This window comes from Roseateles sp. GW823-FHT07B05, assembly GCF_058794515.1.
The window spans coordinates 20,533-44,840 of sequence record NZ_JBXAGX010000009.1 but is presented as its reverse complement, the minus strand read 5'-3'; the positions used below and the strand labels follow the sequence as shown (position 1 = coordinate 44,840).

At 69.8% G+C, this 24,308-nt stretch carries 24 protein-coding genes; 9 read left to right on the top strand and 15 right to left on the bottom strand.

Translation table 11 applies throughout. The annotated features are described in order from the left end of the window. Positions 1–38 precede the first annotated feature (38 nt). From AC1Q7O_RS18860 to AC1Q7O_RS18845, 4 genes are read left to right on the top strand one after another with little or no spacing between them, the layout of a single operon-like run. Entirely contained in the window at positions 39–725 is a 687-nt protein-coding gene (locus AC1Q7O_RS18860; protein WP_492657554.1) for a sensor histidine kinase, read from the top strand. Further along, the gene (locus tag AC1Q7O_RS18855) at positions 722–2,353 is read left to right on the top strand and encodes a response regulator (protein ID WP_492657555.1); all 1,632 of its coding nucleotides are present in this window, start codon (positions 722–724) and stop codon (positions 2,351–2,353) included. The genes AC1Q7O_RS18860 and AC1Q7O_RS18855 overlap by 4 nt, the downstream gene beginning before the upstream one ends. 25 nt (positions 2,354–2,378) lie before the next feature. Then, positions 2,379–2,792 (top strand): YchJ family protein, encoded by a 414-nt coding sequence (locus AC1Q7O_RS18850; protein WP_492657556.1) that lies wholly within the window; start codon positions 2,379–2,381, stop codon positions 2,790–2,792. After that, positions 2,789–3,532, top strand: a complete 744-nt coding sequence (locus tag AC1Q7O_RS18845; RefSeq protein ID WP_492657557.1) for a pseudouridine synthase — start codon at positions 2,789–2,791, stop codon at positions 3,530–3,532. The genes AC1Q7O_RS18850 and AC1Q7O_RS18845 overlap by 4 nt, the downstream gene beginning before the upstream one ends. Here AC1Q7O_RS18845 and AC1Q7O_RS18840 read toward each other — a convergent pair. From AC1Q7O_RS18840 to AC1Q7O_RS18820, 5 genes are all read right to left on the bottom strand, one after another. Further along, positions 3,417–4,214: a substrate-binding periplasmic protein gene (locus AC1Q7O_RS18840; protein WP_492657558.1), complete on the bottom strand. Its 798-nt coding sequence runs from the start codon at positions 4,212–4,214 to the stop codon at positions 3,417–3,419. The two genes, AC1Q7O_RS18845 and AC1Q7O_RS18840, sit on opposite strands and share 116 nt — an antisense overlap. A 40-nt stretch (positions 4,215–4,254) precedes the next feature. Next, the gene (locus AC1Q7O_RS18835) at positions 4,255–6,213 is read right to left on the bottom strand and encodes a CocE/NonD family hydrolase (RefSeq protein ID WP_492657559.1); all 1,959 of its coding nucleotides are present in this window, start codon (positions 6,211–6,213) and stop codon (positions 4,255–4,257) included. 27 nt (positions 6,214–6,240) lie between these two features. Then, positions 6,241–7,686 carry a methyl-accepting chemotaxis protein gene (locus AC1Q7O_RS18830; protein ID WP_492657560.1) on the bottom strand — a complete coding sequence of 482 codons (1,446 nt, stop codon included), beginning with the start codon at positions 7,684–7,686 and terminating at the stop codon, positions 6,241–6,243. A 62-nt stretch (positions 7,687–7,748) separates the two neighbouring features. Next, a complete protein-coding gene (locus AC1Q7O_RS18825; protein ID WP_492657561.1) occupies positions 7,749–8,822 on the bottom strand; it encodes a WD40/YVTN/BNR-like repeat-containing protein in 1,074 nt (357 codons plus the stop codon). 162 nt (positions 8,823–8,984) lie between these two features. Continuing rightward, positions 8,985–9,254, bottom strand: a complete 270-nt coding sequence (locus tag AC1Q7O_RS18820; protein ID WP_492657562.1) for a MoaD/ThiS family protein — start codon at positions 9,252–9,254, stop codon at positions 8,985–8,987. Between the two features lie 86 nt (positions 9,255–9,340). Here AC1Q7O_RS18820 and rarD point away from each other — a divergent pair, with 86 nt between their 5' ends. Next, positions 9,341–10,216: an EamA family transporter RarD gene (rarD, locus tag AC1Q7O_RS18815; protein WP_492657563.1), complete on the top strand. Its 876-nt coding sequence runs from the start codon at positions 9,341–9,343 to the stop codon at positions 10,214–10,216. A gap of 11 nt (positions 10,217–10,227) precedes the next feature. Next, positions 10,228–10,470: a glutaredoxin family protein gene (locus AC1Q7O_RS18810; RefSeq protein WP_492657564.1), complete on the top strand. Its 243-nt coding sequence runs from the start codon at positions 10,228–10,230 to the stop codon at positions 10,468–10,470. Between the two features lie 33 nt (positions 10,471–10,503). Here AC1Q7O_RS18810 and ahpF read toward each other — a convergent pair whose 3' ends face one another. The 7 genes from ahpF to lysA form a co-directional block, all read right to left on the bottom strand. Further along, positions 10,504–12,057: an alkyl hydroperoxide reductase subunit F gene (gene ahpF, locus AC1Q7O_RS18805; protein WP_492657565.1), complete on the bottom strand. Its 1,554-nt coding sequence runs from the start codon at positions 12,055–12,057 to the stop codon at positions 10,504–10,506. 142 nt (positions 12,058–12,199) lie between these two features. Then, on the bottom strand, positions 12,200–12,763 hold the full coding sequence (gene ahpC / locus AC1Q7O_RS18800) for an alkyl hydroperoxide reductase subunit C (RefSeq protein WP_492657566.1): 564 nt from the start codon (positions 12,761–12,763) through the stop codon (positions 12,200–12,202). A 119-nt stretch (positions 12,764–12,882) separates the two neighbouring features. Further along, on the bottom strand, positions 12,883–14,013 hold the full coding sequence (locus tag AC1Q7O_RS18795) for an HD-GYP domain-containing protein (protein WP_492657567.1): 1,131 nt from the start codon (positions 14,011–14,013) through the stop codon (positions 12,883–12,885). A gap of 34 nt (positions 14,014–14,047) precedes the next feature. Then, positions 14,048–15,145: a DegT/DnrJ/EryC1/StrS family aminotransferase gene (locus tag AC1Q7O_RS18790; protein WP_492657568.1), complete on the bottom strand. Its 1,098-nt coding sequence runs from the start codon at positions 15,143–15,145 to the stop codon at positions 14,048–14,050. Continuing rightward, positions 15,145–15,726, bottom strand: a complete 582-nt coding sequence (locus AC1Q7O_RS18785; protein WP_492657569.1) for an acyltransferase — start codon at positions 15,724–15,726, stop codon at positions 15,145–15,147. Before AC1Q7O_RS18785 ends, AC1Q7O_RS18790 begins: the two co-directional genes overlap by 1 nt. Beyond that, positions 15,726–16,790, bottom strand: coding sequence for a Gfo/Idh/MocA family protein (locus tag AC1Q7O_RS18780; protein WP_492657777.1), 1,065 nt, complete (start codon positions 16,788–16,790; stop codon positions 15,726–15,728). The genes AC1Q7O_RS18785 and AC1Q7O_RS18780 overlap by 1 nt, the downstream gene beginning before the upstream one ends. Before the next feature lie 37 nt (positions 16,791–16,827). Further along, positions 16,828–18,072: a diaminopimelate decarboxylase gene (gene lysA, locus AC1Q7O_RS18775; protein ID WP_492657570.1), complete on the bottom strand. Its 1,245-nt coding sequence runs from the start codon at positions 18,070–18,072 to the stop codon at positions 16,828–16,830. 70 nt (positions 18,073–18,142) lie between these two features. Between lysA and AC1Q7O_RS18770 the strand changes: the two genes are divergently transcribed. Then, a complete protein-coding gene (locus AC1Q7O_RS18770; RefSeq protein ID WP_492657571.1) occupies positions 18,143–19,051 on the top strand; it encodes a LysR family transcriptional regulator in 909 nt (302 codons plus the stop codon). Here AC1Q7O_RS18770 and dxs read toward each other — a convergent pair. From dxs to xseB, 3 genes are read right to left on the bottom strand one after another with little or no spacing between them, the layout of a single operon-like run. Further along, positions 18,999–20,906, bottom strand: a complete 1,908-nt coding sequence (gene dxs / locus AC1Q7O_RS18765; RefSeq protein WP_492657572.1) for a 1-deoxy-D-xylulose-5-phosphate synthase — start codon at positions 20,904–20,906, stop codon at positions 18,999–19,001. The genes AC1Q7O_RS18770 and dxs overlap by 53 nt on opposite strands. 10 nt (positions 20,907–20,916) lie before the next feature. Continuing rightward, entirely contained in the window at positions 20,917–21,804 is an 888-nt protein-coding gene (locus tag AC1Q7O_RS18760; protein ID WP_492657573.1) for a polyprenyl synthetase family protein, read from the bottom strand. Between the two features lie 3 nt (positions 21,805–21,807). Next, positions 21,808–22,062, bottom strand: coding sequence for an exodeoxyribonuclease VII small subunit (gene xseB / locus AC1Q7O_RS18755; protein ID WP_492657574.1), 255 nt, complete (start codon positions 22,060–22,062; stop codon positions 21,808–21,810). A 230-nt stretch (positions 22,063–22,292) separates the two neighbouring features. On the opposite strand from xseB, the gene AC1Q7O_RS18750 reads away from it, so the two are divergent. Then, complete coding sequence (locus tag AC1Q7O_RS18750; RefSeq protein WP_492657575.1) at positions 22,293–23,405, top strand: aromatic ring-hydroxylating oxygenase subunit alpha; 1,113 nt, start codon at positions 22,293–22,295, stop codon at positions 23,403–23,405. Then, positions 23,405–24,307, top strand: coding sequence for a DMT family transporter (locus AC1Q7O_RS18745; protein WP_492657576.1), 903 nt, complete (start codon positions 23,405–23,407; stop codon positions 24,305–24,307). Before AC1Q7O_RS18750 ends, AC1Q7O_RS18745 begins: the two co-directional genes overlap by 1 nt. Position 24,308: the final 1 nt, after the last annotated feature.

Below are 24,308 nucleotides of genomic sequence, written 5' to 3'. Positions count from 1 at the left end.
TGCCAGCATCGCGGCACCTGCCGGAACAAAGGCGAGCGATGGACAACTCCACCTTCGTGGCAGCCGCGGCCCACGACATGAAGAACTCGGTCAGCGTCATCGCGGCCTACCTGGAGGACGCGCTGGCCCGCATGGCCGTCACGGACGCCGGCCCGCTCGGCGCCGCGGCGCAGTCCACCGCGCAGGCGCTGTACGAGACGCAGCGCGTCAACGGCAACCTCGTGCAGCTGATGGCGCTGTTCAAGATCGAGGAGGGCATGTACCCCTTCGAGCCCGCGCATGTGGCGCTGGACGAGTTCGTCGCCGAGATGCAGGGGCGCGTGGCGCCGCTCGCCCGGCTCAAGGGGCTGGACCTGCAATGCCACGCCCCGCCAGAGCTGCACGACTGGGTGTTCGACCACGACCTCATCGGCAGCGTCGTCATCCAGGCGCTGTTCAGCGCAGTGCGCTACGCCGCCCACACGGTGCGGCTGACGCTGCGCTCCGACGACGGCCGGCTGGAGATCGAGGTGGCGGACGACGGCCGCGGCTTCCCCGACTTCATGCTGGCGCAGGGCTTCCCGTCGCGCCAGGGCATCGACACCCGCACCGGCAGCACCGGCCTGGGCCTGTACTTCGCGCGCCTGGCCGCCAGCCTGCACCGCCACGGCGACGCCACCGGCAGCACGCGGCTCGCCAACGGCGGCGAGCTGGGCGGCAGCCGCTTCATCGTCCAGCTGCCATGAAGCCCGACACCTCGCCCGAGGCCCTACTGCGCGCCAGCGACGTGCTGCTGGTGGAAGACTTCGAGGCCATGCGCAGCGTGCTCAAGGGCCAGCTGCTGCGCTGCGGCGCGCACCGCGTGGACACCGCCAAGGACGGCCGCGAGGCCACCGCCATGCTCGCCGCCAAGCCCTACGGCGTCGTCATGTGCGACTACAACCTGGGCCCCGGCAAGAACGGCCAGCAGCTGCTGGAGGAAGCCCGGCTCAAGGGCTGGGTGGGGCCGGCGTCGGTGTGGCTGATGATCACCGCCGAGAAGACCAGCACCATGGTCTCGGCCGCCGCCGAGGACGCGCCCGACGACTACCTGCTCAAGCCCATCACCGAGAACCTGCTGCAGGTGCGGCTGCTCAAGCTCATCGAACGCAAGGCAGCGCTGGCCGGCATCGCCGTCGCGATGAAGGCGCAGGACTGGCCGCGTGCGCTGCAGCTGTGTGACGAGCAGATCGCCGCCGGCACCAAGAGCCTGGCCGAGGTGCTGCGCCTCAAGGCCCAGCTGCACCAGAAGCTGGACGACTGGCCGCGCGCGCAGGCCGTCTACGAGAGCGTGCTGCAGCGCGGCCCCATCGCCTGGGCCAAGCTGGGCCTGGCACAGGTGCGCGTGCACGGTGGCGACCTGGCCGGCGCCCGCACGCTGCTGCAGGACACCGTGCGCGAGCATCCGCAGTACCTGGACGCCTACGACGAGCTGGCCGGCGTGCTGCACGAGCAGGGCGACGGCGGGCAGCAAGTGGCCGTGCTGGAGCGTGCCACCGCGCTGTCGCCCAACGCGGCGCACCGCCAGTCCGCCCTGGGCGTGGCCGCGCTGGCGCTGGGGCGGCACGACACCGCGGCCAAGGCCTTCTCGCGCGCCATCAAGCTCACCGAGCACAGCGCCGTCGAAAGCCTGGAGCCATTCCTCGGCATGGCCAGGATGCACACCGAGGCCGGCGCGCCCGGCGAGGCGCAGAAGCTGCTGGCCACCATGACCCAGCGCTACGACGGCCCAGACGCCCTGCTGCTGGCCAAGGCCGAGACCGTGCGCGCGCTGCAGGCGCTGGGCGACACCGCGGCGGCCGCCCGGCTCGCCGCCGAGCTGGTGGGCCAGAGCGCCGACGCGACGTCGGACCACGCCGCCGACATCGCCGTGCGCATCGCCGAGACGCTGATCGAGGCGCAGCAGGGCGACGAGGCGACGCGGCTGCTGCAGCACGTGGCGCGCAACAATTACGACGACGAGCGCCTGCTGCAGCGCTCGCAACGCGCCTTCGACCGGCTGGGCCAGGGCACCAGCGGCGGCGAACTGGCCGCCGCCGCGCGCCGCGAGGCCACGCATGCGATGAAGGACGGCATGCAGCTGATGGCAGACGGCGACCCGCAGGCCGCGCTGGAGAGCCTGCGTAGCGCCAAGATCTCCATGCCGCGCAACGCCCGCGTGCTGCTGAACTTCGCCGCCGTGGCCATGACGGTGCTGCAACGCCACGGCCGCTCCGCCGCGCTGGAGGCAGAGGTGCTGCAGAGCATCTCGACGGCCCAGGCGCTGCGTCCTCGCGACCCGCGCGCGGCGGACCTGCTACAGCAGCTGGCGCGCTGGACGCAGGTCCCGCCGTGACGGCGTCCGGCATCATGCGGCGCCTATGACCGACTCCCTCCCCTGCCCCTGCGGCAGCGCCCTGCGCTACGACGCCTGCTGCGGCCGCTGGCATGCCGAACACGCCGCCAGCGGCCGGCTGGCCGCGCCCACGCCCGAGGCGCTGATGCGCTCGCGCTATGCCGCCTTCGTCCTGGACCGGAGGCCCTACCTGCTCGCCAGTTGGCACGTCAGCACCCGCCCCGCCGACCTGGACGCGCCCGAGCCCGGCCTGAAGTGGCTGGGACTCGACGTGAAGCGCACCGCCCTGCAGGACGCCGACCACGGCACCGTCGAGTTCGTCGCCCGCAGCAAGCTGGGCGGCCGCGCGCACCGGCTGCACGAGGTGAGCCGCTTCGTGCGCGAAAACGGCGAGTGGTTCTACGTGGATGGCGACCTCGGCGGCGATCTGAGAAATTGACCCTGACCCTGATTTACGGGGACGAGCACCTCGTCGCCATCGACAAGCCGCCGGGCCTGCTGGTGCACCGCACGCAGCTCGCCGCCGGCGAGGACGAGGCCGCGCTGCAGCTGCTGCGCGACCAGCTGGGCCGCACCGTGTGGCCCGTGCACCGGCTGGACCGCGGCACGTCGGGCGTGCTGCTGTTCGCGCTGTCGGCCGAGGTCGCGTCGGCGCTGGGGGCGATGTTCGAGGGCGGGCGCATGCACAAGCGCTACCTGGCCCTGGTGCGTGGCTGGCCGGCGGCAGACGAAGGCGTCGTCGACCACCCGCTGGCGCGAGACCCGGAGCTGCCGTCGGCCGGCCAGCCGCTGCTGGACGCGCAGACGCGCTGGCGCGTGCTGCAGCGGCTGGACTGGCCCATCGCCACCCACCCGAACTTCCCGACGACGCGCGTCGCGCTGCTGGAGGCCGAACCGCTGCAGGGCCGGCGCCACCAGATTCGCCGCCACCTGAAGCACCTGGCCCACCCCATCCTCGGCGACGCCACGCACGGCAAGGGACCGCTGAACCGCGCGGTGGCCGCCCACCTGGGCGTGAATCGGCTGTGGCTGCATGCGCAGCAGCTGCAGTTCGCGCACCCGGTCAGCGGCGCGCCGCTGACGCTGCAGGCTGAGCTGAACTGGCCACCGGCCCCAGCCAGCGGCTGCGTATGCGCTGCAGCTCGCCCTGCGACTCCAGGCGCTGCAGCGCCTCGTTGAAGCGGGCCAGCCCGGCCGCATCGAAGCGCTTGCGGGCCAGCTTGTAGGCCACGACGTCGCGACGCACCGTCAACGCCAGCTCCGTGACCTCCACGCCGGCGGCGTCGGCCGCGTAGAGCACGGCCAGCCGGTCGCCCAGCAGCAGGTCGCCGCGGCCCAGCGCCAGCAGCTGCACGCCCTTGGCGTAGTCCTCGAAGGCCGTCAGCCGCCCGCGCCGGTCGAACTCGGTCACCAGCGGCGCGACGGGCGGGCCGCGGTGGGTCAGCAGCGCCCGGCCCTCGTCCAGCGACTGGGCCAGCGTCTGCGGAACGGCACGGCCCCGGACGGCGTCCGCGCGCATGAAGGCGGCGAACTCCTCGTGGCGGTAGGCGCTCGTGTACCAGGCCAGCGACGGCGTGTTGGGGCCGTCGTAGGAGGCAGCCACCAGCAGGTCCAGCTCGCCGCTGGCCAGCAGCGGCAGGCGGCGGTTGCGCGGCACATGGCGCACGTACTCCACGCGGCAGCCCAGCTCGCGCGCCACGGCCGCCAGCAGCTCCACCTCCAGGCCCGCCGGCTGCCCGGCGCCGTCGAGGTAGGCATAAGGCCGCCAGTCCTCGAACGGCACGCGCCATGGCCGTTCGCAGCCCGCCGAGGCCAGCAACGGCACGCACAGCAGCAGCGCGGTCAGCAGTCGTCTCGCCATAGGCGCCCTCCGGTGGACGTGCGCCTGAGGATAGACCGGATCAGCGCGGCGCGAGCACCTTCACCTCCAGGCCCGACGCCTGGCCCTGCCAGCGGTAGAGCTTCTGCGTGGCGGGCCGGAAGTCCTCGGGTTTCGCGCTGCGGATGGGCACGAAGGTCTGCGGGTTGCGGTCGATCAGCGGGAACCAGCTGCTTTGCAGCTGCACCATAATGCGGTGGCCGCGGCGGAAGCTGTGGTTGACGTCCTGCAGCGCCACGCGCAGCTCCTCCACCTGGCCCGGCACCATCGCCTCCGGCGTCTCGAAGCTCTTGCGGAAGCGCCCGCGCAGCGGGTCGCCGCGCACCAGCTGCTGGGTGCCGCCCAGCGGCGATTCGCCGGGCTCGACGTCCTCGGTGCGGGCCTTGCGCTTCTTCGCCGCTTCTTCCTCCAGTTCGGGCGGGTAGACGTCGATGAGCTTGACGACCCAGTCGGCATCGGTGCCCGACGTGGACGCGAACAGCCGCGCGACGATGGGGCCGGCGATGACGACGTCCTCCTCCAGCACGTCGCTGCGGAAGGTCAGCACATCGGGCCGGGTCGCGGCGAAGCGCTGGTCGCCGACCATGTAGTCCTGCGGCACGCCCAGCGTCGTGTGGCCGACGAAGGGCACGGGCTTGTTGGGGTCGCTGACCCAGCTGTCGAACTCGGGCTGTGCGGCCGCCGGCGGCGTGAAGCTGAGCCTGCCGCCCGGCGCGAAGTACAGCGTGCGCGGCTGCGCCTCTTTCGGCGGCCAGGCGTCGTAGCGGCGCCAGACATTGGTGCCGGTCTCGAAGACGGTGGCCTTGGCGACGGGCACCGTGGGCGCCTTCACTTCACCATCGGCCCGCAGATGCTGCTCGAAGAACGGCAGGAGCACGTCCTGCTGGAACTGCTCCGACGTGGGCTGATGGAACTGCACGCGGCCCAGTTGCCGGCCCGGCGCGCCCACCCAGCCGCCATGCACCCACGGCCCCATGACGAGGCGGTTGTCCGTCGCCGGGCTCTGCTTCGCGATGGCGCGGTGGATGGCCAGCGGGCCGGCCAGGTCCTCGGCGTCGAACCAGCCGCCCACCGTCAGCACGGCAGCACGGATGTTCTTCAGGTGCGGCGTGAGGGCGCGCGGCTGCCAGAAGCCGTCGTAGCGGTCGTGCCGGATCTGCACGTCGAGGTACGGGTTGGGCCCGCCGTCTTTCGCGAGCCGGGCCGACAGCGCGTCCAGGTTGCCGTGCTGCAGGTAGAACTCGTAGCCGTCCAGCGTGCCCCAGTCGAACTGCGGCCATTGCTTGGGCGGCAGCACCGGTGTCTGCTGGGGTTTGAAGCCGGTGTAGAAGCCGAAGTTGGCCGCCAGCATGAAAGCGCCGCCGTGGTAACTGTCATCGCCCATGAAGAGGTCGGCGATGGGCGCCTGTGGCGACGCCGCCTTGATGGCGGGGTGGGAATCGATGATGGACGCCGCCGTGTAGAAGCCCGGGTAGGAGATGCCCCACAGCCCGACGCGGCCGTTGTGGCCGGGGATGCGGTCCAGCAGCCACTGCACGCTGTCGTGCGTGTCGCTGCTCTCGTCGACGTCGGCCGGTGCCTTCTTGACCGGGCGGTGCGGCGTCATCTCGATGAAATCGCCCTCGGACTGGTTGCGCCCGCGCACGTCCTGGCACACGAAGATGTAGCCGTTCTTCAGGAACTCCTCGCTGGGTGCGAGGCGCCGCACGTTGTCGCGGTCCACGCCGTAGGGGCCGCAGCCGTAGGGCGTGCGCACCATCAGGAAGGGGTAGCGCCGGCTCTGGTCCTTGGGCACATAGACGGCGGTGAACAGCTTGCGGCCGTCGCGCACCGGCACGCGGTACTCGTACTTGGTGTAGTGCTCGCGCGGCTCGTAGGCCGGCGGCTTGTCGTCGGCGGTGGCGGCAAGCGGGCCACCCAGGGCCAGCAGAATGAACAGGCGGGCACGCAGCGGCATCGGCGAGGTCGGTGGAGATGACATGGGCGGAGTCTGACACCGCCCGGCGGTTCAGCCCGCCCGGGTGCTGAACACGCTGACCTCGTCGGCCAGCCGCTGGGCCTGGTCGCGCAGACTCTCGGCCGCCGCGGCGGATTGCTCCACCAGCGCGGCGTTCTGCTGCGTGACCTGGTCCAGTTGCCCCACGGCCTGGTTGACGCGCTCGATGCCCTCGCTCTGCTCGGACGCCGAGCGGGCGATGTTGCCGATGAGGTCGGCCACCTGCTGGGCCGCGTCGGCAATCTCGCGCATGGCCTCGCCGGCCGATGCCACCAGGCCGGAGCCGGCCGCCACCTGCTCGGTGGACTGCGCGATGAGGCGCTTGATGTCGCGCGCCGCCTCGGCGCTGCGCTGCGCCAGGCTGCGCACCTCGGACGCGACGACGGCGAAGCCCCGCCCCTGCTCCCCGGCGCGCGCCGCCTCGACGGCGGCGTTCAGCGCCAGGATGTTGGTCTGGAACGCGATGGAGTCGATCAGCCCCGTGATGTCGGCGATGCGGCCGGCGCTGGTGTCGATGGCCTGCATGGTCGTCACCACCTGCTGCACGACGCCGGAGCCGCGCGACGCCGAGCCCGCCGCGCCGCTGGCCAGCGAGTGGGCCTGGCGCGCGTCATTGGCCGTCTGGCGCACGGCGACGGTCAGCGAGTCCACCGACGACGCGGTGGACTGCAGGCTGGCGGCCATCTTCTCGGTGCGCACCGACAGGTCCTGGTTGCCCGACGCGATCTCGGCGCTGGCGCCATCGATGCTGCGCGCCGCCGTCTGCACCTGGTGCACCACGCCGTGGATGCGGTCCACCGCGCCGCGCAGCAGCGCCGCCGTGCCGTCGACGTCGCCGGCATGCGACGTGTCGAGGTTGATGCGCTCGCGCGCCGTCAGGTGCTCGACGAGGTTGACCAGCGACGACTGCTCGGCCGCACGCCGGTGCATCTGCAGCGCGATGAGGAGCTCGAACGCCGTCTGCCCCACCACGTAGCCGGCGTGGATCAGCACGCGCGGAAAGCCGGGGTCGCTCAGGCAGTACACGCCCACGCCGCCGGCCTGCAGCCGGTCGAACAGCACATGATGCACGGCGATGACGGCCGCGCCTGTGACGATGGGCGCCCAGTGCCGGTAGGTCAGCAGGAAGGCCAGCGTGACGAACACACCAAAGTGGAACTCCAGCATGCCGCGGGCCAGCTGGATCTGCAGCGCCACCATCGCCATGGCGCAGACGGCCTGGGTGTGCGCGGACATCGCCGTGCCGCCGGCCGTCGCGTGCACGGCCAGCGCCACACCCGCCACGACGAGGCTGCCGCCCAGCGCCAGCCCGATGCCGCCGAAGTAAAGGCCCAGCGCCACGGCGATCAGCACATGCACGGCCAGGCCCATCAGCATCAGCCGGTCGGCCTCGCGCCAGGAGGCCTGCCGCGCGCTCACGCGCGCGCCCTCGCCGTCACCCCAAGTGCTGCTGCTCATGCCGCGTCTCCTCTCGCTGTGGTGGGAGACGATGCTAGGAGCTTCGGCCCCGCGGCGGCAAGTCAGCCGAACTTGACCGCGTAGATGGGCGGCAGGTGGGCCGACACGGTCTGCCAGCTGTCGCCGCCATCGCCGCTGGCCCACAGGCCGCCGGTAGTGGAGCCCATGACAAGCTGCTCGCCGCTGTCGTCCACGGCCAGGCCGTGGCGGTAGATGAGGTCGTAGCAATGCTGCTGCGGCAGGCCGGCGCGCAACACGTCGAAGGTCTTGCCGCCGTCGCGCGTGCGGGTCACGCACAGCGCGGCGTCGACCGGGATGCGGCGCTCGTCCTTGATGGCCGGCGCGAACCACGCGGTGTCGGGGTCGCGCGGATGGGCGGCCACGGCGAAGCCGAAGCTGGAGGGCCGGGCCTGCAGCTCGTGCCACGTCGCGCCGTTGTCCGTGCTGCGGAAGATGCCGCAGTGGTGCTGGCACCAGAGCACGTCGGGCGCGGCCCGGCAGCGCGCGATGAGGTGCGGATCCTGCGAGTTCTCGTCGCCGGCCAGGTCGGGCGGCATGAAGTCGGCCCGCATGCCCTTGGCGCGCAGGCCCCAGCTGCGGCCGCCGTCCGTCGTGCGCCAGGCGCCGCCGCAGGACACGCCGACGAGCAGCTCGTCCGGCCGCGCGGGGTGCGGACAGATGGAATGCAGCGCCGGGTTGGGATTGCCGCCGCCCATCCACTGCTCGCGCCGCGGGTCGCGCCACAGCGGATCAATCAGCTGCCAGCTCTCGCCCCGGTCGCGGCTGACGAACAGCCCGCCGGGCACGCTGCCGCACCAGATCGCGTCTCCCGAGCGCTCCAGCGAGAACACCTGCTCCAGCTTCCAGGCCGGCCCCTCGGCGCCGTCGGGCTGCGGTGGGAACGCAGGCGCGGCCACCTCGCGCCAGGTGTGGCCGGCATCGTCGCTGGCGTGCAGCTTGGCGCCGAAGTGGCCGAGGTTGAGGCCGGCGAGCATGTGGCCCGAGTCGTCGGGCGGCAGCAGCATCGTGACCGGATCGGCGACGAAGCTGAGGTGTTCCACCTGCCACGCACCGCCACGGCGACGAAGTTCGAACAGGCCTTTGCGGGTCGCGGCCCAGGCGCGGTCTCGTGTCATCTCAATCTCCTTTGTGAGTCGGTGATGCGTTCCATGCGGGCCGCGCGCCGGGCCGCTCCCAAGCCGGCCCGCCAGGGCGATGTGCTTGCGGCTCAATGCCGCAAGCATCGCCGTCCCCTTGGGGGACCGGCCAAGGTACTCCTTGGACGAGGGGCCGCATGCCTAGCCTCCGGATAGAGCTTGCAGCACGTGGACCCGGCTATCGGGCCCGAGCGGGTCGGTCAGCCCGCGCAGATCACGCGCGCGCCGGCCGTCGATGAAGACGACCACGTTGGGCCGCAGATGGCCCTGGTCATCCAGGATGTAGCCGCGCAGCCGCGGGTTGATCGCGAAAGCGGCGTCCAGGCCCTGACGGAGCACGGTGGCCGGCGTGTCGACGACGGGGGTGTCGACGAAACGGTGCAGCTGGGGGGTGAATTCGATCCGGGCCATGGCATGACGACGAACGGGGCGGCGCAAATTCGACGGCGATGCCCCGCCGACAGCACCGGGGATTACCCGCACCGAGAATGCGCGCGATGAATCGCGGCATCCTCTTCGCCCTCGGCGCCTACCTGAGCTGGGGGCTGTTCCCGCTCTACTTCCGCCAGATCGCCGCCATCCCCGCGCTGCAGATCGTCGCGCACCGCACGCTGTGGTCGCTGGCCTTCGTGGCCGTCGTGCTGGTGGTGAGCCGCAACTTGCGATGGCTGCGCGGCGTCGGCGCAGCGACATGGGCGCGCTTCGCCGTGTCGGCGGCACTGATCGCCATCAACTGGCTCACCTACGTCTGGGCCGTGGGCCACGGCCACGTCATCGACGCCAGCCTGGGCTATTTCATCAACCCGCTGGTCAACGTGGCGCTGGGTTTCGCCGTGCTGCACGAGCGGCCGCGCCGCGTGCAGTGGCTGGCCGTCGGGCTGGCGGCCTTCGGCGTCGTCTGGCTGACGGTGGCCGGTGGCCGGCTGCCCTGGGTGGCGCTGATGCTGGCGGTCAGCTTCGGCCTTTACGGGCTGATGCGCAAGACGGCCGCGCTGGGCGCCATCGAGGGCTTGACGCTGGAGACGCTGATCCTGGCGCCGCTGGCCGCCGCCGGGCTGATCTGGTGGAGCCAGGACGGCAGCATGGCCGGCCAGACGGCGGTGGACTGGGCCTGGCTGATCGGCACCGGGCCCGTGACGGCCGGCAGCCTGCTGCTGTTCGCGGCCGGCGCGCGCCGGCTGCCTCTGGCCACGCTGGGCATCGTGCAGTACGTGTCGCCGTCGCTGCAGTTCCTGCTGGGCGTGTTCCTGTTCAAGGAACCGATGGACGCGACCCGGCTGGTGGCCTTCGGCTTCATCTGGGCCGCACTGGCGGTCTACAGCGCCGAGGGGCTCTGGCAAACCCGCCGGATGCTGCAGGCGCGGCCTCTTTAAAATCCGGCCCCATGCAGCTCAACATCGTCGTCTATTCCAAGTCCGCCTGCCCGCAGTGCGACACCGTCAAAAGCCTGCTGAAGGCCAAGAACCTGCCGTTCGAGGAGATTAAGATCGACGACGAGGAACAGCGTCTGGCCTTCTTCGCCAAGTGCGGCCCGTCCGTTCGGCAGATGCCTCAGGTCTTCATCAACGACCAGCGCGTGGGCGGCGTGACGGGCCTGCAGGCCGCGTTTGCGCAGCTGAAGCTGTAAGACAAAGAGGCTGCAGTTGCGGCCTCTTTCAACTCAACTGCGCATCAGGAAGTCGAAGGCGCCCAGCGCTGCCTTCGCGCCGTCGCCGGCCGCGATGATGATCTGCTTGAACGGCACTGTCGTCACGTCGCCCGCGGCGAACACGCCCGGCACCGAGGTCGCGCCCTTGGCGTCCACGATGATCTCACCGTGCTTGCTCAGCTCGACCGTGCCGCGCAGCCACTCGGTGTTGGGCACCAGGCCGATCTGCACGAAGCAGCCGTCCACCTCCACGCGCTTGGCTTCACCGGTCACGCGGTCGGTGTAGTTCAGCCCGTTGAGCTTGCCGCCGGCACCGGTGAACTCGGTCGTCTGCGCATTGGTGATGATGGTCACGTTGGGCAGGCTCTTCGCTTTGTTGACCAGCACCGCGTCCGCGCGCAGCTCGGCGCCGAACTCGATCAGCGTCACGTGCTTGACGATGCCGGCCAGGTCGATGGCCGCCTCGACGCCCGAGTTGCCGCCGCCGATGACCGCGACCGGCTTGCCCTTGAACAGCGGGCCGTCGCAGTGCGGGCAGTAGGCCACGCCCTTGTTCTTGTACTCGGCCTCTCCGGGCACATTGACGTTGCGCCAGCGCGCGCCGGTGGACAGGATGACCGTCTTGCCCTTGAGCTTGGCGCCATTGGCCAGTTCCACCTCGACGAAGCCGCCCGGCTGCGCGGCGGGGATGAGCTTCTCGGCCCGCTGCAGGTTATGGATGTCGACCTTGTAGTCCTTGACGTGGCCTTCCAGCGCCGCGGCGAACTTCGGCCCGTCGGTGACGGACACGGAGATGTAGTTCTCGATGCCCAGCGTGTCGTTGACCTGGCCGCCGAAGCGCTCGGCTGCCACGCCGGTGCGGATGCCCTTGCGGGCTGCATACACGGCCGCCGCTGCGCCGGCAGGGCCGCCGCCGACGATGAGCATGTCGTAAGGTTCTTCGGCGTCCAGCTTCTTCGCATCGCGGGCGGCGGCGCCGGTGTCGAGCTTGGCGACGATCTCTTCCAGGCTCATGCGGCCCGAGGCGAACGGCTGGCCATTCAGCCACACCGCCGGCACGGCCATGATGTCGCGCGCCTCCACTTCCTGCTGGAACAGGCCGCCGTCGATGACGGTGGTGCGGATGCGCGGGTTGACGATGGCCATCAGCGACAGTGCCTGCACCACGTCAGGGCAGTTGTGGCAGGTCAGGCTCATGTAGATCTCGAAGTCCAGATCGGCGTCCAGCGCCTTGACGGCGTCGATCTGCGCCTGCTCGACCTTGGGCGGATGGCCGCCCGTCCACAGCAGCGCCAGCACCAGCGACGTGAACTCGTGGCCCAGCGGAATGGCGGCGAAGCGCAGCGACTGCTCAGTGCCCGTGCGGCGCAGCAGGAAGGACGGCGTGCGGGTGTCGACACCGTCGGCGCGAAACGAGATCTTGTCGTTCATGCCGGCGATCTCTTCCAGCAGTTCGCGCATCTCGTCGCTGGACGCGGAGTTGTCCAGCGTGGCGATGATCTCGAAGGGGACCTTGACGTGATCCAGGTAACCCTGGAGCTGGGTCTTCAGTGCGGCGTCCAACATGGTGAGGTCCTTTCAGTGAGGCGTGGCGAAGCGGGCCACTGCTGAAAGGGTCCCCGCACCGAAGCGGCTGGAGGCCCTTTCAGCAGAACCTGTGGGGTTCTGCGGAGGGAAGGAGCCCTCCCGGGCTCCTTGCAAACAGCATTTAGATCTTGCCGACGAGGTCCAGGCTCGGGGCGATGGTCTTGGCGCCTTCCTTCCACTTGGCCGGGCAGACCTGGCCGGGGTTGGCGGCGGTGTACTGGGCCGCCTTCAGCTTGCGCAGCGTTTCCGACACGTCACGGGCGATCTCGTTGGAGTGCACTTCGGCCGTCTTGATCTGGCCTTCCGGGTTGATGATGAAGGTGCCGCGCAGCGCCAGGCCTTCTTCCGGGATGTGCACGCCGAAGGCGTTGGTCAGCGTGTGGGTCGGGTCGCCCACCAGCGGGAACTTGGCCTTGCCGACTGCCGGCGAGGTCTCGTGCCACACCTTGTGCGAGAAGTGCGTGTCGGTCGTGACGATGTAGACCTCGGCGCCCATCTTCTGGAATTCGGCGTAGTTGTCGGCGGCGTCTTCGACTTCCGTCGGGCAGTTGAAGGTGAACGCGGCCGGCATGAAGATCAGCACGGACCACTTGCCCTTCAGGGACTCGTCGGACACGGTGATGAACTTGCCGTTGTGGAAGGCTTCGGTCTTGAAGGGTTGGACTTGGGTGTTGATCAGGGACATGGTTGCTCCAGTGGGGGCTGGGGTGGATGGGATAGGTAGAACTATATAGACTTTGTGTTTTCGGTTGAAAACATTTATCAAATCGCCGTTATTGATAGAGCCTATCGCGGCTCATTGATTCAGGCTTCATAGCGGCGGTCGTAGAGCTGGTGTGGCGCAAGCTTGACGCGCAGCTGCTGCGCCGCGACCAGGCACGTGATCGCATGTTCGGCGGACGCCGTGTCGCGCCGCACGGGTGACCCCAGCGCATCCCCCTGGCGGTTCATGAGGGCACTGACGATGGGGGTGTTGCCCGAGCTCCCGCGCCGCACGGCCACGGCGACCTCGCCGCTCGCCAGCTTAACCAAGGTGCCCGGCGGAAACATCCCCAGCTCCTTGACCAGCAGCGCCGCGAACGCATGGCCGTTGCTGCCGGTATAGAGCGCCTTGGCAGCGTGCGGCGCCGGCAGCCCCGCGCGGCCGCCGCGGCTGGCCAGCTTGGCAAGGAAGATGTCCACCAGCCGCAGCAACTGCGAGGCCTCGGTGGGTTCGGGCAGGTGCTGCGGGTAGCCACCGCCGCCCGGCTGCTCGTGGTGCTGGGCCACGGCGGCCAGCCACTCGGCGTCGTCCAGGCCCGCGTTGCGCAGCCAGGCCACGGCTTCGTCGGGGTGGCGGTTGATGGCGGCGCGCTGCGGCGGCAGCAGCTTGCCGCCGCGCGAGGCCAGGCGGCCTTGCAGATCGATGATGGACAGGTTCATCGTCAGCGCGGCGCCGACGAGGCTCTTCTGCCGCTCCGGCGTCCAGCCCAGGCGGCGCGAAAGCAGCGCACCGATGGCCGCCGCATGCAGCAGGTGCACCAGACCGTAGACCTCGTGGCGGCTGTGGTCGTGCTGGATGACGACGAACAGCAGCTGGTCAGGAAAGCGCTCGGCCCAGGTGATGAGCTGGCCGGCGCACTCCTTGACGCGCGGCAGGAACAGCGGCTCCTGCGGCGCACGCAGCAGCACGGACAGCCGCGTCTGCAGCGCCTCCCAGCGGGCGAAGAAGTCCTCGCCGCCGGTGCCGTCGTCATTCCCCCGGCGCGAGGCATCCTTCAGCTCGTCGAGGTCGACGAACACGCCGCGGTTCAGCAGCGCCTCGCGCATCTGCTCGCTGGGCACCATCTGGCCCTTGGCCAGCAGCAGCTTGCCTTCGGCATCCCGCACCCCGAAGGGCAGCGGCGCCCCGGCCTTGAGCTGGCCGCCAACTTGTTGAATGGGAACGAGTTTCATGTCCGGATGATGACCGGACTCGGGGCTAACGGGTTCAGCCGATGGAAGCGGCCAGAACGCTAACCACCTGGTCTTGCTGCGCGTCCGTCAGGTCGGCGCTCATCGGCAGGCTCATGACGCGCTGCGCCGCGGCGACGCTGTTCGGGCAGGCATCCGGGTGGCCGTACTGGGCATAGGCGGGCTGGTGATGCAGCGGGCGCGGGTAGTGCACGGCCGTCGGGATGCCCGCGGCCTTCAACCTGGCCTGCACGGCATCGCGCTCGTCGACGAAGACGGTGTACTGCGCCCACACGCAATCGCGGTCATCACGCACAGCCAGCAGTTGCAGGCCCGGCGCCGCGGCTTGCAGCTTGCGCGCGTAGGCGTCGCCGAGCGCCAGGCGACGCTCGATCTCCCAGCCGAAGCGGTCCAGCTTGCCCAGCACGACAGCGCACTGGAGCGTGTCCATACGCCCGCCCACGCCCAGGCGGGTGTGCAGGTAGCGCTGGCTCTGGCCGTGCGTGCGGATCTCGCGGCAGGCCTGGGCCAGCCGGTCGTCGCTCGTGAAGATGGCGCCGCCGTCGCCGTAGCAGCCCAGCGGCTTGCTGGGGAAGAAGCTGGTGCAGCCGAAGGTGGAGAGGTTGCAGCTCTTCTTTGATTGATAGCTGGCGCCGAAGCTCTGCGCGGCGTCCTCGATGACGGACAGGCCGTGCTTGTCGGCAATGGCGTTGATGGTGGCCATGTCGGCCACCTGGCCATACAGGCTGACCGGCATGATGGCCTTCGTTCGCGGCGTGATGGCCGCCTCGATCAGCGTCGCGTCGATGTTGGCCGTGTCCGCTTCGATGTCGACGAACACCGGCACGCCGCCGGCCAGCACGATCATCTCGGCCGTCGCCGCAAACGTGAACGGGCTGGTGATGACTTCGTCGCCAGGCTGCAGGTCCAGCGCCATCAGGCAGATCAGCAGCGCCTCGGTGCCGCTGGCGACGCTGATGCAGTGCTTGGCGCCTGTGTAGGCGACGAGCGCCGCCTCCATCTCCTTGACCTCGGGGCCGAGGATGTACTGGCCGTGATCCAGCACGGCCTGGATGCGGGCGTTGATGTTGTCGCGCAGGGCCGCGTACTGGCTCTTGAGGTCGATGAAGTCCATCAGATCAAAGTGAGTTGCTGGCCGGTCAGGCGGTAACGGTCGCCCGTGTGCGGGCAGGTGGCTTCGACGGGGTCGGCACTCTTCACGGGCAGGGCCAGCTTCTCGCCGAAGCGGCTCATCCAGCCGATCTGCTTCGCCGGCACACCCACCATCAGGGCGAAGTCGGGCACGTCGCGGTTGATGACGGCGCCGGCGCCGATGAAGGCATGGCGGCCGATGGTGGTGCCGCAGACTATTGTGCTGTTGGCACCCAGTGTGGCGCCCTGCTTAACGAGCGTGCGCCGGTACTCGTCCTTGCGCGTGACGGCCGAGCGCGGGTTGTAGACATTGGTGAACACCATGCTGGGGCCGCAGAACACGTCGTCCTCCAGCGTGACGGCGTCATAGACGGACACGTTGTTCTGGATCTTGACGTTGCTGCCGATGGCGACGTCGTTGCCGACGTAGACGTTCTGGCCAAAGGAGCAGCGCTCGCCGATGCGCGCGCCCGCGCTGATGTGCACGAAGTGCCAGACACGGCAGCCGTCGCCGAGCTGGGCGCCGTCGTCGACGATGGCCGAGGGGTGAATCGTGATGCTCATCAATAGCTCAAAGGCAGGTTGATGCGCTTGCCGTCGCGGGCGCTCATGTACATCGCGATCAGCAGCTCCAGCGACTTCAGGCCTTCGCGGCCGTCGGTCTCGGCCTGCGCCTCGCCGCGCAGCGTGTTGATGACGTTGTCGTAGTACAGCGGATGGCCGAAGCCGTAGACCGATGTGGTCTGGTAGCTCGCGTCAGCGATCTGCGCGTCCATCTCGTGCGGCGTGTCGAACTGCCAGTGCGTGATCTCGTTGACGGCCACGCCGCCGATGCGCACCGAGCCCCTCTCGCCCAGCACGGTGATCGAGCCTTCCAGGTTCTTCGGGTAGGTCAGCATGCTGACGTTGACGGTGCCCATCGCGCCGTTGCGCCACTTCAGCGCCGCCACGCCGGCGTCCTCCACCTCGATGTTGCGCGCCAGCGTGCCGGTGTAGGCCATGACGCTCTCCACCGGGCCGACGATCCAGTCCAGCAGGTCGATGTAGTGGCTGGCCTGGTTCATGAACGCGCCGCCATCGAACTCCCAGGTGCCGCGCCAGTCGGCGCTGTCGTAGTAGGCCTGGGGGCGCGTCCAGAACACGTTGACGGCCACGTTGTAGAGCCGCCCGAAGCGGCCTTCGGCCACGGCGCGCTTGAGCAGCTGCAGCGTCGAATTGCGGCGGTTCTGCTTGACGACGAACAGGCGCACGCCGGCGTCGTCGCAGGCCTTGACCATCGCCAGACCGTCCTGCCAGCGCGTGGCCATGGGCTTCTCGGTCATCACATGCAGCCCGGCCGCCGCGACCTCGATGGCCTGGCGCGGGTGCAGGCCGCTGGGCGTCGTCAGCACGACGCAGTCGATGCCCAGCTCGTCCCGGTTGGCCAGCAGCTCGGTCAGGCTGGCAAAGCCGCGCGCGCCGGACTTGGCGACAGCGGCCTGCAGCGCGGCCGGGTCGGTGTCGCAGACGGCCACCAGCGCCGCCCGCTCGGCATGGCGCTGGATGGCTTCGATGTGGTTCTGGGCGATGCGGCCGCAGCCGATCAAGGCGAAGCGGACTTTGCGGCCCTGGACGGGCGGGCGGGGCATGGTCATGGGCAACCGGGGGAATTCGATCCCCCGATTGTCAGACCTCCAGCGCCAACAGCGCTTCGACCGTCTGCCGGCGGCGGATCAGCCGGCTCACGTCGCCATCCACCAGCACCTCGGCCGCCAGCGGACGGCTGTTGTAGTTGCTGGACATGGACGCGCCGTAGGCGCCCGCGTCGTGGATGACCAGCAGGTCGCCCACGCGTGCCTCGGGCAGCGCGCGCGTCAGCACCTCGCCACCCGCGGCCTGCGTGAACACGTCACCCGACTCGCACAGCGGACCAGCGACGACGGACTCACGCACGGGCCGCGCCACGCCGTCCGCCGGCAGCAGCGTCATCGCGTGGAAGCTGCCGTACATCGCGGGCCGCATCAGCTCGTTGAAGCCGGCATCCACCAGCACGAAGCGGTTGGCGCCGGCGTTCTTGACCGCCCTCACCTCGGCCAGCAGCACGGCGCTCTCGGCGACGAGGTAGCGGCCCGGCTCCAGCTCCAGCGTCAGCGGGTGGCCCACCAGCGCCTCGGCTTCGCGGCGGGACGCATCCCACAGGCCGAAGTAGTGGTCCACGTCGATGCCGGCATCGCCCTCGCGGTAAGGAATCGACAAGCCACCGCCCGCAGAGATCGCATGCAGGTCATGGCCGGCCTCGACGGTCTGCTTCACCAGGCCCACCATCGCCTGCCCGACCTGGGCCAGGTGGCCGTAGTCCACGCCGGAGCCGATGTGCATGTGCAGGCCGACGAGCTTGAGGCCATGCTGGCGGATGGCGGCCAGGGCCTCGGGCAGGTCCGCGTGCCAGATGCCGTGCTTGCTGTGCTCGCCGCCCGTGTTGGTCTTGTGGCTGTGGCCGTGGCCGAAGCCGGGGTTGATGCGCAGCCAGACCGGGTGGCCGGCCGACACGGCGCCCAGCTGGTGCAGCATGTCGATGGAACCGGCGTTGACCGGGATGCGGTGCTCGGCGACGGTGGCCAGCGTCGCGTGGTCCAGCAGGTCGGCGGTGAAGACGATCTCGTCGCCACCGGGTTGATAACCCGCCGCCAGCGCGCGCAGGATCTCGCCGCGGGACACGGCGTCCACCTTGACGCCGGCCTCGCGCAGCAGCGTCAGGATGTGGATGTTGGAACAGGCCTTCTGCGCGAAGCGGACGACGTCGAAACGCTTCAGCGACGCGGCACGGGCGCGGATGGTGGCGGCGTCGTAGACCCACAGCGGCGTGCCGTGGTCGGCGGCCTCGGCTTGCAGGCGGGCGGGCGTGAGGGCGGTGGGCAGGGGCTTGGTCATGGTTCGCAGCATGCCGCCCGCCATCCATTCAATCAAATTGCAATTTGTCGTTAGACAATCCAATCCTGATATGGATATCCAGCACCGCCACATCGAAGTCTTCCGCGCCGTCATGACGGCCGGCAGCGTCACCGCCGCCGCGGCGCTGCTGCACACGTCGCAGCCGACGCTGTCGCGCGACCTGGCCCGGCTGGAGCAGCTGCTGGGCTACGCCCTCTTCGAGCGCGAGCGCGGCCGGCTGAAGGCCACGGCGCGGGCGCGCGCCCTGTTCGACGAGGTGGAGCGCAGCTTCCAGGCCTTGAGCCGCGTCGTCGAGCGCGCGCAGGCGCTGGGGCGGGACGACGGTGCGGAGCTGATGGTGCTGAGCCTGCCCGCGCTGAGCCACGCGCTGCTGCCCGGCGCGCTGGCGATGCTGCTGGCCACGCATGCGGGCGCGCGCATCGACATCACGCCCGCCGAGCCGCCGCTGCTGGACGCCTGGATGAGCGAACAGCGCTTCGACCTGGGGCTGGCCGAACAGGCCACGCCGCTGCCCGGCGTGCGGGTGGAGCCGGTGCTGGAAGCGGACGAAGTCGCCGTGCTGCCGGCCGGCCACGCGCTGGCGTCACGCGAGCGGCTGGCGCTGCAGGATTTCGAGGCGCAGGACTTCATCAGCCTGGCCAGCGACGACCCTTACCGGCGCGAGATCGATGCGCGCTTCGACGCCACGGGTGTCTCGCGCCGCCTGCGGGTGCAGACGCACAGCGCCGTGGCCGTCTGCGAACTGGTGCGTGCCGGGCTGGGCGTGGCCATCGTCAACCCGCTGACGGCCGCGGCATGCGCGAGCGACGGCCTCGTCGTGCGGCCGCTGGCGGTGTCGATTCCCTACCGAGTTTCGGCGCTGATCCCGCTGCACCGGCCGGCGCAGCCGCTTGTCGCTGCCTTACTCAGCGCGCTGCGGTCGAACGGACGACCTGGGGCTTCGCGCCAAAGCGCTTGACGATGCTGGCCTCGATGCCGGCGGCATCCAGCCCGCACAGGCTCATCAGCTTGGCCGGGTCGCCATGCTCGACAAACTCGTCCGGCAGGCCCAGCTGCAGCACCGGAATGGTGATGCCGGCAGCGTTCAGCGCCTCGGTCACCGCGCTGCCTGCACCGCCCATGAGGCAGCCGTCCTCGACGGTGACGAGGGCGTCATGCGTGCGCGCCAGTTCGGCGACAAGCTCGGCGTCCAGAGGCTTCACGAAGCGCATGTTGGCCACCGTCGCATCCAGGCGTTCCGCCGCTTCCAGCGCCGGGTAGAGCAGCGTGCCGAAGGCCAGCACGGCGATGCGCTGGCCGGTGCTCTGAGACTCACGGCGCACCTCGCCCTTGCCCCAGGGCTGGGCCGTCATCTGCTTGACCGGCACGACGCCAGCACCGGCGCCGCGCGGGTAGCGCACCGTGACCGGGCCGTTGTGTTGGAAGCCGGTGTACAGCGCCTGGCGGCATTCGTCCTCGTCGGCCGGCGTCAGCACGGCCATGTTGGGAATGCAGCGCGTGTAGGCGATGTCGTAGTTGCCGGCGTGCGTTGCGCCGTCGGCGCCGACGAGGCCGGCACGGTCCAGCGCGAACAGCACCGGCAGGTTCTGGATGGCCACGTCGTGGACCATCTGGTCGTAGGCGCGCTGCAGGAAGGTCGAGTAGATCGCGACGACCGGCTTGAGGCCTTCGCAGGCCAGGCCCGCGGCGAAGGTGACCGAGTGCTGCTCGGCGATGCCGACGTCGTGATAGCGCTGCGGGAAACGCTTGTGGAACTCCACCATGCCCGAGCCCTCGCGCATGGCCGGCGTGATGCCCACCAGCCGCGCATCCGCCTCGGCCATGTCGCACAGCCAGTCGCCGAAAACCTGCGTGAAGGTGGTCTTCCCCGGCGTGGCCGGCTTGACGAAGCCCACGGCCGGGTCGAACTTGCCGGACGCGGCGTGGTACTTGACCGGGTCTGCCTCGGCCAGCTTGTAGCCGGCGCCCTTCTTCGTGACGATGTGCAGGAACTGCGGGCCACGCTTGTCGCGCAGGTTCTCCAGCGTCGGCACGAGTGCATCCAGGTCGTGACCGTCGATGGGGCCGACGTAGTTGAAGCCGAACTCCTCGAAGATCGTGCCCGGCACGACCATGCCCTTGGTGTGCTCCTCGAACTTGCGCGCGAACTCGTACAGTGGCGTGTTCTTCAGCACGCTCTTGGCGCCCTCGCGGGCGGCCGTGTAGAAGCTGCCGCTCATCAGGCGGGCCAGGTACTTGTTCAGCGCGCCGACGGGTGGGCTGATCGACATGTCGTTGTCGTTCAGGATGACCAGCACGTCGCCCATCAGGCCGCCGTGCGCCACGCCAGCGTTGTTCAGCGCCTCGAAGGCCATGCCGGCCGTCATCGAGCCGTCGCCGATGATGGCCACGGCCTTGCGGTCCTCGCCCTTGATCTTGGCCGCCATGGCCATGCCGTGGGCGGCGGAGATGCTGGTGGACGAGTGGCCGGTGCCGAAGGTGTCGTACTCGCTCTCGTCGCGGCGCGGAAAGCCGCTGATGCCGCCCAGCTGCCGCAGCGAGCCCATGCGGTCGCGGCGGCCCGTCAGCACCTTGTGCGGGTAGGTCTGGTGGCCCACGTCCCACACCAGCCGGTCTTCCGGCGTGTTGAAGACGTAGTGCAGCGCGACCGTCAGCTCGACGGTGCCGAGGTTGGAGCCGAGGTGGCCGCCGGTCTTGGAGACGCTCTCCAGCACATAGGCGCGCAGCTCGTCGGCGACCTTCTTCAGGTCGGTGCGGGGCAGCCGGCGCAGGTCGGCCGGGCTGGCAATGCCGTTCAGCAGCGTGTAGTCCATGGCGAAACCCTCAGTTCACGCGTTCGACGACGGAGTCGGCCAGCAGGCTCAGGTGGCTGACGTCGGCCAGGCCGCTGGCGGCCAGCGCCGCCTTGGCCTCCGCACGCAGTGCCTGGGCCAGCACCCGGGCCGGTTCCAGGCCCAGCACGCTGACATAGGTGGGCTTGTTGGCGTCCTGGTCCTTGCCGGCGGTCTTGCCCAGCACCGACGAGTCCTGCGTCACGTCGAGGATGTCGTCGACGACCTGGAAGGCCAGGCCCAGCGCGGCGCCGTAGTCCGACAGCGCCTTCGTGGCCGCTGCCGACGCCGGCCCGCAGGCCGCGCCCATCATGACGCTGGCCTGCAGCAGCACGCCGGTCTTGCGGCGATGCATGTCGCGCAGCGTGCATTCGTCCAGGGTCTTTCCGATGCTGGCCAGGTCGATGGCCTGGCCGCCGGCCATGCCGTCGTAGCCGGACGAGCGGGCCAGCAGTGCGCACAGCCGCGCCTGCAGCGCCGGGGCGATGCCTTCATCGGGCGTCAGCACGTCGAAGGCCAGCGCCTGCATCGCGTCGCCGGCCAGCATGGCCTGGGCTTCGCCGAAGGCCACGTGGGTGGTCGGCTTGCCGCGGCGCATCACGTCGTTGTCCATGCAGGGCATGTCGTCGTGCACCAGCGAGTAGGCGTGGATCAGCTCGACGGCACAGGCCGCGCGCATCGCCGCAAACGCATCACCGTTCACCGCGGCGCAACTGGCCAGCACCAGCAGCGGGCGCAGCCGCTTGCCGCCACCCAGCACGGCGTAGCGCATCGCCTCCCCCAGGCCGGCCGGCGCGGTGGCCGGCACGAGCGCATCGAGGGCCGCCTCGAAGGCGGTCAGCGACGTGTCGACCCAGTGGTCAAAGTCCTTTGCATCCATGGTTCAGGAGCCCTCCCAGGCCTTCAGCTCGGCGCCGTCCAGCAGCTTGACCTGCTGCTCCACGGCCTGCAGCCGGCCGCGGCACAGGGCCAGCAATTCGGCGCCACGCTTGTAGGCTTGCAGGAGTTGGTCCAGCGGCAGTTGCTGGCCCTCCATCGCCGCCACCAGGCGCTCCAGCTCGTCGAGCGCCTGCTCGTAGCTGGTTTCACTGCTGTCTGCTGCGGCGGCCTTGGCACGGGGGGAGGACTTGGTCGTCATTTCAAAACGCGAAACGGCAATTGTAGTCAGCGGGTTTTGACATTCCCGTGCAACCAAAAGCCCGCTGTAGCCCCGGGCCGACGCCCTGGGTAGAATCCCGACCCTTTCCCCGCGGACGCGCGTACGCGCCTCCGACTCCCCCACACCTTAGCAACCTGGCCGACTCGGCACCGCCGAGATGCGCCGGAGGGACGCAGCACCCCTACCCGCCTGAAAGACCCGCCTGGATCATGTCCGACCTGAGCCTCCCCGTCTCGGCGCTACAACGCAGCCAGACCCAGCTCCCGGTGAGCGCCTACTTCGACCCCGATCTGTTCCAGCGCGAGCTGGCAGGCATCTTCCAGCGAGGGCCCCGCTATGTCGGCCATGCACTGGCCGTCCCTGAAATCGGGGACCACTACGCGCTGCCGCAGGAGGGCGAAGGCCGGGCGCTGGTGCGATCGGCCGCGGGGCTGGAGCTGATCTCCAACGTCTGCCGGCACCGTCAGGCGGTCATGCTGAAGGGGCGCGGCAACACGAAGGCCAACATCGTCTGCCCGCTGCACCGCTGGACATATTCACACCAGGGCGAGCTGATCGGCGCGCCGCACTTCGACCACGACCCCTGCCTCAACCTGAACAACTACAAGCTTCGGGAATGGAACGGCCTGCTGTTCGAGGACAACGGCCACGACGTCGCCGCCGAGCTGGCCCAGCTCGGGCCGCGCGCGCAGCTGGACTTCTCCGGCTTCGTGCTCGACAAGGTGCAGGTCCACGAGTGCAACTACAACTGGAAGACCTTCATCGAGGTCTATCTGGAGGACTACCACGTCGGCCCCTTCCACCCCGGCCTGAGCGGCTTCGTCACCTGTGACGACCTGGCCTGGGAGTTCGGCAAGCACCACTCGGTGCAGACCGTGGGCGTGCACAAGGGCCTGGAGCGCCCGGGCTCGCCGGTCTACCAGCGCTGGCACGACCAGCTCATGAAATACCGCGAAGGCCGCCCGCCCGAGGCCGGCGCTATCTGGCTGACCTACTACCCGCACATCATGGTGGAGTGGTATCCGCATGTGCTGGTGGTGTCCACGCTGCATCCGCAGGGCCCGCAGAAGACGGTGAACCTCGTCGAGTTCTACTACCCCGAGGAGATCGCCGCCTTCGAGCGCGACTTCGTCGAGGCCCACCAGGCCGCCTACATGGAGACCTGTGTGGAGGACGACGAGATCGCCGAGCGCATGGATGCCGGCCGCAAGGCGCTGATGATGCGCGGCGATGACGAGCGCGGCCCCTATCAAAGCCCGATGGAAGACGGCATGCAGCACTTCCATGAGTGGTATCGAAAAGAAATAGGCGCACAGCTCTGATGCCGGCGCCGTTGCTCATGGTCGCGGCGACGTTGCTGTTCGCCACCATGGGCGTCTGCGTGAAGCTGGCCAGCGAGCTCTACGCGGCCAGCGAGATCGTCATGTACCGCGGCCTCGTCGGCATGGTGGCCATGGCGCTGCTGACGCGCCAGCAGGGCATCCGCCTGGCGACCCGGGTGCCCGGCATGCACCTGTGGCGCAGCATCTCCGGCGTCACGTCGCTGTGCCTGTGGTTCTATGCCATCGGCAAGCTGCCGCTGGCCACGGCGATGACGCTGAACTACATGTCCTCCGTGTGGATGGCGCTGTTCCTGCTGGGCGGCGCTGTGCTGATGGGCGCGCAGAAACTGGACTGGCGGCTGATGGCCTCGGTGCTGCTGGGCTTCGTCGGCGTCGCGCTGATCCTGCGGCCCACAGTGGACGAGCAGCAGCTGTGGCACGGCCTGGCGGGCCTGCTGTCGGGCATGCTGGCCGCGATGGCCTACCTGCAGGTGACGGCACTGGGCCGCGCCGGCGAGCCAGAGCTGCGCGTCGTCTTCTACTTCTCGGCGGGTGGCGCCATCGCCGGCGCGCTCGTCACCGCCGTCACCGAAGGCGGCCTGCAGACGCACACGCTGAAAGGCGCCGCGCTGCTGCTGGCCGTGGGCCTGCTGGCCACCACCGCCCAGGTCTGCCTGACCCGCGCCTACGCCATCGGCCGCCCGCTGGTGAACGCCTGCCTGCAGTACCTGGGCATCGTGTTCTCGTTCGGCTACGGCATGCTGCTGTTCAAGGACCCGCTGACCTGGCCCGCCGCCGTCGGCATGCTGCTCATCATCGGCGCCGGCATCGCAGCGACGCTGCTGCGCGCCAAGGTCGCGCCGCCCCTGAAGGACAGCCAGTTCAACCCCAACGAATCCTGAC